General features: G+C 70.8%; 13 protein-coding genes. 5 read left to right on the forward strand and 8 right to left on the reverse strand.

The window, feature by feature from the left end:
- Positions 1–399 precede the first annotated feature (399 nt).
- A complete protein-coding gene (locus tag HHX35_RS45175; protein ID WP_220505831.1) occupies positions 400–912 on the forward strand; it encodes a GNAT family N-acetyltransferase in 513 nt (170 codons plus the stop codon).
- Positions 913–1,120: 208 nt separating this feature from the next.
- On the opposite strand, the gene HHX35_RS23815 is transcribed toward HHX35_RS45175, so the two are convergent.
- Entirely contained in the window at positions 1,121–1,552 is a 432-nt protein-coding gene (locus tag HHX35_RS23815; RefSeq protein ID WP_182900951.1) for a helix-turn-helix domain-containing protein, read from the reverse strand.
- A gap of 132 nt (positions 1,553–1,684) precedes the next feature.
- Between HHX35_RS23815 and HHX35_RS23820 the strand changes: the two genes are divergently transcribed.
- On the forward strand, positions 1,685–1,864 hold the full coding sequence (locus HHX35_RS23820) for a hypothetical protein (protein WP_182900952.1): 180 nt from the start codon (positions 1,685–1,687) through the stop codon (positions 1,862–1,864).
- Positions 1,865–1,879: 15 nt separating this feature from the next.
- Here the strand turns inward: HHX35_RS23820 and HHX35_RS23825 are convergent, their stop codons facing one another.
- The 5 genes from HHX35_RS23825 to HHX35_RS23845 form a co-directional block, all read right to left on the reverse strand.
- Positions 1,880–2,797 (reverse strand): TIGR03620 family F420-dependent LLM class oxidoreductase, encoded by a 918-nt coding sequence (locus HHX35_RS23825; protein WP_182900953.1) that lies wholly within the window; start codon positions 2,795–2,797, stop codon positions 1,880–1,882.
- 106 nt (positions 2,798–2,903) lie between these two features.
- Positions 2,904–3,236, reverse strand: a complete 333-nt coding sequence (locus tag HHX35_RS23830) for a helix-turn-helix transcriptional regulator (RefSeq protein WP_182900954.1) — start codon at positions 3,234–3,236, stop codon at positions 2,904–2,906.
- A gap of 58 nt (positions 3,237–3,294) precedes the next feature.
- Entirely contained in the window at positions 3,295–4,449 is a 1,155-nt protein-coding gene (locus HHX35_RS23835; RefSeq protein WP_310739262.1) for an Ig-like domain-containing protein, read from the reverse strand.
- 187 nt (positions 4,450–4,636) lie between these two features.
- Positions 4,637–5,446 (reverse strand): isocitrate lyase/phosphoenolpyruvate mutase family protein, encoded by an 810-nt coding sequence (locus HHX35_RS23840; RefSeq protein WP_182900955.1) that lies wholly within the window; start codon positions 5,444–5,446, stop codon positions 4,637–4,639.
- Positions 5,443–6,465 (reverse strand): cytochrome P450, encoded by a 1,023-nt coding sequence (locus HHX35_RS23845; protein ID WP_182900956.1) that lies wholly within the window; start codon positions 6,463–6,465, stop codon positions 5,443–5,445. The genes HHX35_RS23840 and HHX35_RS23845 overlap by 4 nt, the downstream gene beginning before the upstream one ends.
- Positions 6,466–6,785: 320 nt before the next feature.
- Between HHX35_RS23845 and HHX35_RS23850 the strand changes: the two genes are divergently transcribed.
- Complete coding sequence (locus HHX35_RS23850) at positions 6,786–7,880, forward strand: hypothetical protein (RefSeq protein ID WP_182900957.1); 1,095 nt, start codon at positions 6,786–6,788, stop codon at positions 7,878–7,880.
- A gap of 43 nt (positions 7,881–7,923) precedes the next feature.
- On the opposite strand, the gene HHX35_RS23855 is transcribed toward HHX35_RS23850, so the two are convergent.
- Both HHX35_RS23855 and HHX35_RS23860 read right to left on the reverse strand, forming a co-directional pair.
- On the reverse strand, positions 7,924–10,185 hold the full coding sequence (locus tag HHX35_RS23855; RefSeq protein WP_182900958.1) for an ATP-dependent RecD-like DNA helicase: 2,262 nt from the start codon (positions 10,183–10,185) through the stop codon (positions 7,924–7,926).
- An 89-nt stretch (positions 10,186–10,274) separates the two neighbouring features.
- A complete protein-coding gene (locus HHX35_RS23860) occupies positions 10,275–10,865 on the reverse strand; it encodes a TetR/AcrR family transcriptional regulator (protein ID WP_182900959.1) in 591 nt (196 codons plus the stop codon).
- Positions 10,866–11,110: 245 nt separating this feature from the next.
- Between HHX35_RS23860 and HHX35_RS23865 the strand changes: the two genes are divergently transcribed.
- Both HHX35_RS23865 and HHX35_RS23870 read left to right on the forward strand, forming a co-directional pair.
- Entirely contained in the window at positions 11,111–11,956 is an 846-nt protein-coding gene (locus HHX35_RS23865; RefSeq protein ID WP_259405312.1) for an LLM class flavin-dependent oxidoreductase, read from the forward strand.
- 15 nt (positions 11,957–11,971) lie between these two features.
- The gene (locus HHX35_RS23870; protein WP_220505774.1) at positions 11,972–12,916 is read left to right on the forward strand and encodes a chlorophyllase/cutinase-like alpha/beta fold protein; all 945 of its coding nucleotides are present in this window, start codon (positions 11,972–11,974) and stop codon (positions 12,914–12,916) included.
- The last annotated feature ends 44 nt before the right edge of the window (positions 12,917–12,960 follow it).

Below are 12,960 nucleotides of genomic sequence, written 5' to 3' on the forward strand. Positions count from 1 at the left end.
ACCGCCCTGCGCTCCTGGCGGCGGCTGCTCGCCCGCGGCGGCACCCTGGTCGTCACCGGATGCGAATGGACCACCCGTTCCCCGTCCGCCGAGGCACGGGCGTTCTGGGACCGGCACTACCGGCTGCGCACCCGAGACCAGAACGCCGCCGCGGCGCGCGCTGCCGGATACGCCGTCGCCGCGCTGCGCCCGCTCCCCGACCGCGACTGGTTCGAGGAGTACTACACGCCGCTGTCGGAACGAACCCGCTCAGCCGACCTGACCGTGACCGGGATGCGCGAAGCGGTCGCGGCCACCCTGCAAGAGATCACCTTGCGCCACGAGCACGGCACTGACTACCAGTACACCGGCTACGTCCTGCGCCCCCAGGCAAGCACAGAAACGGACGCGAACACTTCCATGACCACTTCCTGGATCACCCGCCCCGAGACCGCCGCCGACCTCGCCCAGATCCGCGAGGTCAACCTCGCCGCCTTCCCCACCTCTCACGAGGCCGACCTGGTCGAGGCGCTGCGCGCCGATACGCAGGCGTGGATCCCCGGCCTGTCCTGGGTCACCGAGGCGCCCGACGGCTCCATCGCCGGGTTCGCGCTGCTCACCCGCTGCCACGTCGACGACTCTCCGGCCCTCACTCTGGGCCCGTGCGCCGTGAGGCCCGAGCACCAGCGGCGCGGCGCCGGTTCGGCCGCCGTCCACGCCGCCCTCGACGCCGCCCGTGAGCAAGGCGAGAACCTCGTGCTCGTACTCGGCCACGCCGAGTACTACCCCCGCTTCGGCTTCGTCCCGGCCTCCAGCCACTTCATCCGGCCGCCCTTCGACGTCGAGGACAAGTACATGATGGCGCTCGTCTTCGACCCCTCCCGGCCTGTGCCGACCGGCACCATCCGCTACCCGGCGGCGTTCGGAGTCTGACCCAGGCCCTCCAGGACGAGACCACGGCCATCCAGAGGTTCGGCGTCCTCGGCAACTCCTGGACGACAGCTGCTCTGTCCTTGTGACGCACCTGCCCGGCCGGCCTCTGAGGCGGGCGGCCTGCCAACGATGGAAACCCGATCGCCGGCAGGCCGCCCGCCACTCGGCCACGACCACGCGGCGACCATCCTCTCCGGCCGGGCGGCGGTCAGGCCGGCTCCTTCACCAGGGTGGTGACCAGCCGGAACATCTCGGCGGTGTCGGCCACGCCGCCCACGATGATGATTTTCATGCTGGCCCTCTCCTCGTCGTAGATCGTTTCGACGCGCAGGGGCCGCTCGGCGGGGCTACGGCTCACGGCGGCGGCCACCAGCGTGTTGCCCAGGCTCATCATCTCCTCGGGCGAGATGGCGTCGATCTGCACGATGCTCGACGCCTCCATATGACGCCGCCCGGCGGTCTCGGCGGCCGGCTCGGCGGCACCGCCCATGAACGCCTCCAGGTCCTCACGGGCGATCCGGTACTGCTTGCCGATGCGCACCGCCTTGAGCCGCCCGTCGCGCACGTAGTTGCGCACGGTCTTCACGTGCAGGCCCAGCAGGTTCGCCACCTGCTCCACCGAGTACGGCTGCTGCGGCATCCCGCTCCCCTCCGATCAGCTCTCCAACACACCCTATATATCCGTCTCGAAGGGAATGTTGGGGAGGCGTGAGGGATCGTGGCGGCCACGGTCGTCAGAGGGACCGAGCGACGCGGGCAGTAGTCTGCGTGCATGTTCCATCGCAAATCCATCGAAGAGCGCATCGCCGAGCGCGTCGCCAAGCGGCCTCCGCTGAAGGAGGGCAAGCACTTCGAGCACCGCCCCGCGCTGATCGTGTTCTGCGTGATCATCGCGCTCGTCGCGCTGAAGATCCTGGGCGCCTTCGCCCTCATGAAGTGGGGCGTCCAGTAGGACCGCGGCCTTCCCTCATGTCGTGGGCCGGACGCTCGCGCCCTGGTACGCGTCACAGGGCAGCAGCGCGTCGCCGAGCATCCGCCAGTACGGCATCGCGGACCGCCCCGGCTCGATCCCGATGACCTGGATCGCGACGTGGTCGGCGCCGGCGTCGAGGTGGGCGCGGAGCTTGGCCACGATGGTGTCGAGGTCGCCCCAGAACACCAGGTCGTCGACGAGGCGGTCGCTGCCGCCGCCCGTGATCTCCTCGTCCGCGTAGCCCAGCCGCCGGAACTTCGCGATGTTGTACGGCGTGTTCAGGTAGGGGTGCAGGTGCTCGCGCGCGACCGCACGGGCCCTGGCGGGGTCGGACTCGAACAGCACCGCGTGCTCGACGCCCAGGAACGCGTCCGGCCCGAGGATCTCCCGCGCTCGTGCGGTGTGCGCCACGGTGACGTGATAGGTGAGAGCGCCGGAGGAGCGGTCACGGGCCAGCTCGAGCATCTTGGGCCCGTACGCCGCGAGGATGCGGCGCATCGGCGTCCGCGGCAGCGGGTTGGACGTCTTCAGCCCGTCCATCTCGTCGAGGTATCCGGCCATCGCCGCCAGCGGCGTGATCCCGGGCCGCGGCACGCCGCCGAATCCCAGGCCGAACACGTGCCGCCCGGGGTAGGCGTCGGCCAGGAGCAGCGCGGCGCCGTACGCCCGGGGGGCCTCGCGCGACCAGATCTGCGCGATGCCGTTGACGACGGTGATCCGCCGCGTGCAGGAAAGCAGGTAGCCGGCGTGCGTGAACGCCTCACGCCCCGCCAGCTCGGGGATCCAGAACGCCGGCCATCCCCGATCCTCCAATTCCTGTATCGACTCGCGCATCCGCGCGGCCGGCTGGTGCTCGAAGTCGAAGGTGTAGATCCCGAACCTGCCCAGATCCAGGCCGTCGAGGTCGCCCATCGGTGATCTCCTCGCGCTCGTCTCCGCTCACTACATATCGAAGTATCGCAGATTTTCGATATGAGTCGCAACGAGCGAGATCGCCCGTCGTGCGACGTCGGTGGTTCTAGAGCGTCTCCCCCAGGGCGGCGACGAGCTGGGCGATGCGCTGCTCGTCGCGCTTGTAGTGGGTCCACTTGCCCACCCGTGTGGCCTTCACCAGGCCCGCCCGTTGCAGCTCGGCCATGTACGCCGACACCGTCGACTGCGCGAGCCCCGCCCTTGCCTGGATGTGGCTCACGCACACGCCGACCTCGGCCGGATCGGCGATCGCCTCCTCCAGCGGGAAGTGACGCTCGGGCTCACGCAGCCACATCAGAAGCTGCAACCGCACCGGGTTCGACAGCGCACGCAACGCGTCGACCAGCCCGGGATCCGGTGAGGTCGCAGTCTCCGCCATGAGCCCAGGCTACAGCTCCCCCGCCGATGTTTCGGAATTCCTCGATGTGATCGAGGAATCACGATTCCAGGGCGCTGCCCTGCTTCCACTTGCTGAACGGCATCTGCCAGAAGCCCCAGCCGTTGTTCCACTCCAGGATCCGGTTGGTACCGACGATCTTGACGACGTCGCCCCGGTGGAAGTTGTCGTAGAACCACTTGGCCTGGGAGGGGCTGGCGTTGACGCACCCGTGGCTCACGTTGGCCCGGCCCTGCGAGCCGACCGACCAGGGCGCGCCGTGGACGTACTCGCCGCTGTTGGAGATGCGCACGGCGTGGTTGACGACCTCCTTGTAGTAGCCGGGGTCGCCCTCCTTCTTGCCCGGGGAGATCATCGTCACCGGGTTGCCGCGTTCCATGGTCAGGTGGACGCCGCTGGTGGTGGTGTACTCGCGGGTTGTCGCCTTGCCGGCGCTGATCTTCATGGTCTGCACGACCTTGCCGTCGCGCCGGACCACCATCATGTGGGTCCTGGTGCTGACCGAGCTGATCCAGGCCGCGCCGATCTTGATGGTCGTGTTGTGGTCCTCGATGCCGTAGGTGTTCGGCCCGGCCTTCACGCCCGTCAGGTGCGCGGTGAACTTCACCTTCTGGTGCGCGGGCCAGTACTTGGCGGTCCGGTAGATGACGTACTGGTCGTCGATCCAGCGCCAGGCGCCCTTGACCGGCTTCTCCGCGTCCACCTCGAGAGCCTGCTCCACGGCGGCCTTGTCCTGCACCGGCGCGTTGAACCTCACCATGATCGGCATGCCGATGCCGACGGTCTCTCCCTTGATGCCGGGGGTGACGTCCACGACCTCCAGCCCGACCTTGGGCTTGAGCGTGGTGAAGCGGCTGGTCGCGGTCGCCGGGCCGCCCTTGCCGGTGGCCTTGGCCGACACCGTGTACTTGGCGGAGGGCTTGAGCGGTTCCTTGGAGGTCCACTTGGTGTGAGTGGAGTCGAACTCGCCCTCGACCGTCTCGTCGCCCGCCTGGACGGTGACCTCCTCCAGTTCGCCGTCGGCGGCCGTGACGACCACGGTCTTGTCGGGACGCACCTTCGCGCTGCCCGTCGCCGGACTGATCGTGATCTTGGGGGCCGGGACGGCGGGCGCGGTGTCGCCGGAGCCTCCGCCCGCCGAGCCTGGCGTCCCCGATCCGCCGGAGCATGCCGACAGAGCCGCGGCCAATGCCACAGCGACTCCGGCGATCGGCCACCTCGAACGACTTCCAGTGCTCAGCACAACTACTCCCCCATGAGCGCGAAGGGCACCATAAGACCTTATTCGGGGTTGCCTCTTATGTTGGCATTTTCTCCTGCGCTCAGGTCACATTTCGGTCGCTTCTTCGGTGGACTCGTCTCTGTAGACGGTAAGGTGCGCGTCAAGGCTGATCAAGTGGCGAGTCAGCACCCGCTGTGACGAGGGCCTCCACGTCCGTGTACGACGGAAGGCCCGCGGGGATCTGCCCGCCTGTGGCGACCGCCCGGGCGGTCTCGGCCACCGCGTGCAGGGCGGCCCGCAGCAGCAGCGACCCGGTGCTGATCCGGCGGACGCCGAGCGCGGCCAGACCCGCGACCGTGTGGCGGCCGGGCAGGAACAGCACGTTGAGCGGCAGATCGACCGCGTCCACCAGCGCCCGCACATCGTCGTCGGCGGCGACCCCGGGGACGAACACCCCGTCGGCCCCGGCCTCGGCGAAGGCCCGCAGCCTGGCGGTCGTCGTGCCCAGGTCCCCGGCCTCCAGCCAGTAGGTGTCGGTGCGGGCGTTGACGAACAGCTCCGGCGCCCGCGCCTTGACCGCCGCGATCGTCTCGCATCGCTCGCCGAGGTCCGCCAGCGTCCCGTCCGGCCGGCCGTCCTCGATGTTGACGCCGGCCACGCCGAGGGCGACCAGTTCGGCGGCGATCTCGGCCACGCCCTCCGGTGTGTCCGCGAAGCCGCCCTCGATGTCCACCGACACCGGGCACGGCAGCCCGGCCAGCCGCCGGGCCAGCGCCAGCGTCTCCGCCGCGGTGTCGCCGGTCGCGTCGGGTTTGCCCGCCGCCGCGGCGACGCCGAGGCTCGTGGTCCCGATCGCGGCGAACCCGGCGGCGGCCAGGACGGCCGCCGACGCGTGGTCCCAGGCGTTGGGCAGCACCAGCGGCCGCCGTGCATGATGCAGAGCCCGGAACGTCGTGGCGTGGATGCTCATCGGGGTCCTCCCGTTGTCTCGGCGCACTCAAGGTGGAGGCGGGCGGGCACCCGCAGGTTCGGCGACGGCTCGTACGGGATCTCGGGGTCGGCGAGGCGATGCCCGAGAGCGGCCTCCACGACGCCCGCCGTCAAGGCGAGCGCGGTCCGTTCCCCCGGGCAGGGCCTGATCCCGCTGCCGAAACCCAGATGCCCGCCGCCCCCGCGGTGGCCCTGCCGGAAACGGGCAGGGTCGAAACGGTGCGGATCGGGGAAGACGTCGGGGTCCCTGTTGGCCGCCGCCAGGTCCAGCACGAGGACGGCCCCCGCGGGCACGGGGACTCCCCCGGCCGTGGCGTCCTCGGCCGCCACCCGGCGCGTGAGCCGTACGGGCGGATCCCACCGCAGGGTCTCGGCGATCAGCGCCTCGACCGGCCACCGCACGGACAGGTCGGCGGGCAGGCGGGCCACGACGGCGAGGGTGTTACCCACCAGGCCGGCGGTGGCGTCGCACGCCTGGACCAGCGCCCCCGCCACCGCGGCGAGCAGGCCGGGTTCGGGCTCCTCCCCTTGGCCCAGCGCCGCCGCCAGCACGCCCACCGCCGCGTCCCCCGCGGGCGCCGCACCGGGAGCGTGATACGCCGCGGCCATGGCCGTCACCGCGGCGACCACCTCCTCCCGCCGGTCCTCCGGGACGCCGAGCCGCGTGGCGAGGACACCGACCGGGACGCGGCGGGCGATCCTGGCCATCAGGTCCACACGGGCGCCGCCCGCCAGTTCGGCGCCGGTCCGCTCGCGGGCCTCGCGGCGCAGCCCTATGGGGTCGAGGGCGTCGAGCAACCCCATCACGCGCGCGCGACGGCGGGCGTGCTCGGCTCCGTTGCCGAACCTGCTGACCGCTCCCCGCAGCCACGCCATTCCCGTTCCCGGTTGCGCTGCGGGGGCGGCGGGGACGAGAAAGCGGGGATCGGCGAGCACGGCGCGCACGTCCGCGTGCCGGGTGAGCCGCCGGTCTTCTCCGGTGGGCGGATCTGCTGTCATCGGTGGCCGGGGGCGCGCGGAGGCGGCCCCCTTCCCCCCCTTCCCTGGGTGGTCATCGCCTCCCCGGCAGGCTAGGGCCGAGATCCTTCGGCATCCGTCGAAAGATGAACGTTTCACGCCTAAATGTGCGATGCGCGGCGTGTGGGCCTTTGGGCCTTCTCAACGATCGGCGCGCGGGTTATCACAGGGCGGGAGGGCGATTGTGATCCCCGCGCCCCTCTAGAACGTTCCACGGCTCCACGACTGGGCACCACGCGCCGGGCCCGCCCCGGCGTCGACATCTCGTACGCCCGCTGGGCACCACCGCGATGGAGGACGGCATGCGCCTGTTACGAACCGTGGTCACTCGATTACTGTTGTTGTGTGCGTTGGTCGCCGCGGGCGCCACCGCCGGGGCGGGGGCCGCGAACGCGGCGGTTCCCGACGTATGGGGGTTCGCCTACGTCGACGTCACCTCCGGGGTGCCGAACCTGGCCTACCAGGCGGGCAGCTGGGCGCCCGGGCCGACGGTCAGCGTCACGCCCGGCGGCTCCGGCGAGTACTTCGTGCGATTCCCGAAGATCGGCATCCCCAAGGGCGGGATCGCGCACGTGACCGCGATCTCGCAGTCGGCCGAGTGGTGCCAGATCGAGAAGTGGGGGCAGGCCGGCTCCGACGAGATCGTGGCGGTGCGGTGCTACCGGTTCGGCGGAACCCCCGTCAACGCGCGCTTCTCGATCGTCTTCGCCAGCAGCAGCGGGGCGCTGGCCTCGGCGACGCAGGCGTACGGCTACGTCTACTGGGACGGCACGTCCATCGCCTCCGACTACAACTCCTCGCTCGGCGTGAACGCCGTCTTCCCCAACACGACCGGCGACTGGACCGTCTGGCTGCCCGGGCTCGGCTCCGCCGTGCAGGCTGGGAACATCCAGGTCACCGCGGTCGACTCGAGCAAGCCGGCGCGGTGCAAGGTGGGCGCCTGGAGCTGGGCGGCGTCGGGGCAGAAGATCCAGGTGCTGTGCCACGATGTGGCCGACAAGCCGTACGACACCGGCTGGACCCTCACCTACCAGCGTGAGCGGGCGATTACCGGGGCGTTCGCGCCGCCGAAGCTGTTCGCCTACACCTTCGACAACACCCCGGCCAACCCCGGGCCGTACGCGCCGGTCCCCACCGGGATCAACTACAACTCCCAGAGCGGGGTCAACACTGTGCGGACGGCCGGGACCGGCATGCGCCTGGTGTACTTCCCCAGGGTCGGGGCGACGCCCAACAATGTCCAGGTGACGGCGTACGGTCCCGGGCCGGAGTACTGCAACCTGCTCACGCTGTGGACGACCTCGGGTTCGGATGTCTACGTGCGTGACGTGGTCTGCTACAAGGGCACCACCAAGGTCGACCAGCCGTCGTTCGTGACCTACGTCTCCAAGTACTGACGACGGATGGCAGGGGCGGGCGCGCCGGCCAGGACATGAAAGATCAGGGCATGCGGAGGCGGTGGGTCAGCCCGGTGTGGCGGCGGCCCGCCCCCCGCGTGCGCACGGCCTGGCCGAGCGCCCGCCGCGACCCGACGATGACCACGAGCTTCTTGGCCCGGGTGATGGCGGTGTAGAGCAGGTTGCGCTGCAGCATCATCCAGGCGCTGGTGGCCAGCGGGATGACCACGGCCGGATACTCGCTGCCCTGGGAGCGATGGATGCTGACCGCGTAGGCGTGGGCGAGTTCGTCGAGCTCGTCGAAGGAGTAGTCGACGTTCTCGTCCTCGTCGGTCAGCACGGTCAGCTTGCTCTCCTCTGGGGTGATGGCGGTGACGACGCCGACCGTGCCGTTGAACACCCCGGCCGCGCCCTTGTCGTAGTTGTTGCGCAGCTGGGTCACCTTGTCGCCGACGCGGAAGACCCGCCCGCCGTACCGGCGTTCCGGCATGCCCTCGCGGGCGGGGGTCAGCGCCTCCTGCAGGGCGATGTTGAGCGCTCCCGCGCCGGCCGGGCCGCGGTGCATGGGCGCCAGCACCTGTACGTCCCTGCGCGGGTTGAGCCCGAACTTCCTGGGAATGCGCCGGGCGACCACGTCCACGGTCAGGGCGGCGATCTCCTCGGGTTCCTCGCAGGAGAACAGGAAGAAGTCGGGGAACTCCCGGACCAGGGGGTGCTGGCCGGTGTTGACGCGGTGGGCGTTGACGACCACGCCGGACTCCTGCGCCTGGCGGAAGATCTGCGTCAGCCGCACCCGGGGGATGCCGGGGGCGGCCAGCAGGTCGCGCAGCACCTCTCCCGCGCCGACCGAGGGAAGCTGGTCGACGTCGCCGACGAACAGCAGGTGCGCGCCCGGGGCGACCGCCTTGGCGAGCTTGTTGGCCAGCAGCAGGTCGAGCATGGACGCCTCGTCCACCACGACCAGGTCGGCGTCGAGGGGATTGTCGCGGTCGAAGGTGGCGTCCCCGCCGGGGCGCAGCTGGAGCAGCCGGTGCACGGTGGTGGCCTCGTGGCCGGTCAGCTCCGCCAGCCGCTTGGCCGCCCGGCCGGTCGGGGCGGCGAGGATGACCTTGGCCCGCTTCGCACGGGCGAGGGTCACCACCGAGCGCACGGTGAAGCTCTTGCCGCAGCCGGGGCCGCCCGTCAGGACGGCGACCTTCTCCGTCAGCGCGAGCCGTACGGCCTGGGCCTGCTCGGGCGCGAGGTCGGCGCCGGTCCGGCCGCGCAGCCAGTCGAAGGCGGCCGGCCAGTCCACGTCCGTGAACGCCCCGAGCCGGTCGTGGCCGGAGGTCAGCAGGGTGCGCAGCGTGCCGGCCAGCGACAGCTCGGCGCGGTGGAACGGGACGAGGTAGATCGCGGGGACGGTGCTGTCGCCGTTCTCCTCGCCTTGGCCGTTCTCGCCGTTCCCCCTGGCCGGGACCTCCTCGCGGACCACGCCCTCCTCGGCGACGAGCTCTTCGAGGCAGGTGGTGGTCAGGTCGGGCGGCACCTCAAGGATCTTGACGGCGTCGGCGACCAGGTTGGGGGCGGGCAGGAAGCAGTGGCCGTCGTCGGCGGCCTGCGAGAGCGTGTAGCGCAGGCCGGCCTTGACCCGCTCGGGACTGTCGTGCGGGATGCCCACGGCCTGCGCGATGGTGTCTGCCGTCTTGAACCCGATGCCCCACACGTCGTCGGCGAGCCGGTAGGGCTCCTTGCGGACCACGTCGATGGAGTCCTCGCCGTACTGCTTGAAGATGCGCACGGCGATGGAGGTGGACACCCCGACGCCCTGCAGGAAGATCATCACCTCCTTGATGATCTTCTGTTCCTCCCAGGCGGCGGCGATCAACTTGGTCCGCTTGGGCCCGAGGCCGGGGACCTCGACCAGGCGCTTGGGCTCCTCCTCGATGACCCGCAGCGTGTCGGTGCCGAAGTGGTCCACGATCCGCTCGGCCATCTTCGGGCCGATGCCCTTGATCAGCCCGGAGCCCAGGTAGCGCTGGATGCCCTGGATCGTCGCCGGCAGGACGGTGGAGTACGACCAGACCTCGAACTGCCTGCCGTACTTGGGGTGGGAGCCCCAGCGGCCGGTGAGCCGCAGCGACTCGCCCACCTGCGCCCCGAGCAGCGGACCGACGACGGTCAGCAGCTCGGTGCCGGACCGTTCGGTGGCGACCCTGGCGATCGTGTAGCCGGTCTCCTCGTTGGCGTAGGTGATCCGCTCCAGCACGGCGTCGAGCTGCACGCCGGGCGGCCTGCCCGCGGCGCCTCCGGGAGGATTCGTCATGGGTCGCATTGTCTCCCACATGGCGGGACCCGCCTGACCGGAACCGGCGCCGCCGGGGATGGACACCGCACCCGGCGTTCGGGCACTCCCTAGCGCGGCAGGCGCAGTCCTGCGATGAGCAGTCCGGCCAGCCGGCGTGCGTCGTAGTGGGGATCGTGCTCGGCGCCGATGCAGAGGTTCCCCACGCCGCGCATGAGTTCGATGGCCGGGATGTCGGAGCGGATCTCGCCGGCGGCGGCCGCGGCGTCGAGCAGCCGGGTGCACACGGGCACGAGACGGTCGAGGAAGTAGGCGTGCAGGGCGTCGAAGCCGGCGTCGTCCGACCGCAGCACGGCGGCGAGTCCGTGCTTGGTGACCAGGAAGTCGACGAAGAGGCCGATCCATCGCTCCAGCGCGGCGTAGGGGGTCGCGCTGGTCTCCAGCAGGGCTGGTCCGGCCTCGGCGCAGGCCTCGACCTGGTGCCGGTAGACGGCGATGATGAGATCCGCTCGCGTCGGGAAGTGGCGGTAGATCGTCGCCGTCCCGACGCCGGCCTTGGCCGCGATGTCGCGTACGGGCGCGTCCACGCCTGAGGCGACGAAGACCGCGGCGGCCGCGTCGAGCAGGGTCTTCTCGTTGCGCCGTGCGTCCGCCCGTTTGGGCCGGGCCGCCCGCCCCGCACCCCGGTCGCTGTCGTTCATCGCGCGGCTCCCTCCGTCACCGGACTTGCTAAACGGGACATGGTTCCGTATCGTCAAAACGGAACACGGTCCCGGTTGCTCATCATGCCAGATCAGCGGGCCGGCGACCAAGCCATGCGACGCCACCACGCATCCCCCATTCCCCTCCCGGTTGAACGCCGGTGGCGCACCCCACTCCGGCGCTGCCGGTGTCGAAAGGATCGACGATCCCAATGCCGCACTCCCTCCGCCCCAGTTTCGGGATCATGACCGCCCCGCAACAGGTCGCCTACCACGACGTCCTGCGGGTCTGGCGCGAGGCGGACTCGATCCCGGAGATCGAGCACGCGTGGCTCTTCGACCACCTCATGCCGATCGGCGGAGACCCGGACGGGCCGGCCTACGAAGGCTGGACGCTGCTCGCGGCCCTCGCCGCGCAGACCCGGCGACTGCGGCTCGGCGTGCTGGTGACCAGCAACCGGTTCCGGCCGCCCGCGATGCTCGCCAAGATCGCCGCGACCGTCGACGAGATCTGCGGCGGACGCCTCGACTTCGGCATCGGCGTCGGCTCACGGCCCGGCCACCCTCTGGCCCGGCGTGAGTACGAGGCACACGGCCTGCCCTTCCACGACGCCGCGCACGCTGTGGGAAGCCTCGCCGAAGCCTGCACGGTGATCCGGCGGTTGTGGACCGACACCGAACCGTTCGACTTCCACGGCACCCACGTCCGGCTCACCGGAGCGTTCTGCAACCCCAAACCCGTCCAGCGCCCCCATCCGCCGATCCTCATCGGCGGACGCTCGTCCCCGACGCTGCGCGTGGTCGCCGAGCACGCCGACCTGTGGAACATCCCCGGCGGCGACATCGACGACGTCGTCCGCCGCAGCGCGTTGCTGGACCGCTACTGCGCCGAGATCGGCCGCGACCCCGCCTCCATCACCCGCTCCATCCACCTGCCCGTCTCCTACGACCGGCCCGGCCCCACCCGGGACGCGATCGGCGAGGCGATCGACGCCGGCTTCCGGCACATCGTCCTCGGACTGCCGTCGCCCTACCCCGCCGGCGTCGCCCGGTGGGTCACCGACGAACTCATCACCTCGCGAAACAACTGAGAGGAAGACCAACCCATGAACGACGCAGGTGTGGCGACCACGGACGTGACCATCGGCGCGCCCACTCCGGTCATCTCGGTGAAGCCGGTGGTGCTGCCGGCCCCCGGCCGTGGCGAGGATCTGCGCGTACGCGTGTCCGCGCCGGCGACCGGAGACGAGCTGCCGGTCATCGTCTTCTCGCACGGCTTCGGGGAGTCGATGGACGGCTACGGCCCGCTGGTCGACTTCTGGACCGCCCACGGCTTCGCGGTGCTTCAGCCCACCCATCTCGACTCGAGGACGCTGAACCTTGCTCCCGACGACCCCCGTACGCCGCTGATCTGGCGTTTCCGCGTCGAGGACCTGAAGCGCGTCCTCGACGGGCTGGAGTTCGTCGAGGCCGCCGTTCCCGGCCTCGGCGGGCGTCTCGACCGAAGCCGCGTCGCCGTGGCCGGACACTCCTGGGGCGCCCAGACGGCGAGCATGCTCCTGGGCGCGCGGGTCCTCGATTCCGCGGGCGAGCCGGGAGATGACATGTCCGACCCGCGGATCAAGGCGGGTGTGCTGCTCGCGCTCCCCGGCACGGGCGGAGCGGACCTGACTCCGTTCGCCGCCGAGCACTTCCCGTTCATGAACCCGGGCTTCGCGGAGATGACCACACCGGCTCTCGTGGTCGCGGGAGATCGCGACCAGTCCCTGTTGTCGGTCCGGGGGCCCGACTGGTTCACCGACGCGTACTTCTTGAGCCCCGGCGGCAAGAGCCTGCTCACGCTTTTCGGGGCGGAACACTCGCTCGGCGGGATCTCCGGATACAACGTCACGGAGACGACGGACGAGAACCCCGAGCGGGTCGCCCTCGTCCGGCGGCTCACGTGGGCCTACCTTCGCACCGCGCTCGGCCTCGGGGATTCCACCTGGCCGGCGGCGCGTGCCACTCTGGCGCAGGCCGGCGACCCGCTGGGCCGGATCGAATCCAGATGAATCCCTGACGAGCGCACTGCGCGCCCCTTTCACCGCCTCGTCAC

Source organism: Microbispora sp. H10830 (genome assembly GCF_014161375.1).
In the GTDB taxonomy this organism is placed as follows: Bacteria; Actinomycetota; Actinomycetes; order Streptosporangiales; family Streptosporangiaceae; genus Microbispora; species Microbispora catharanthi.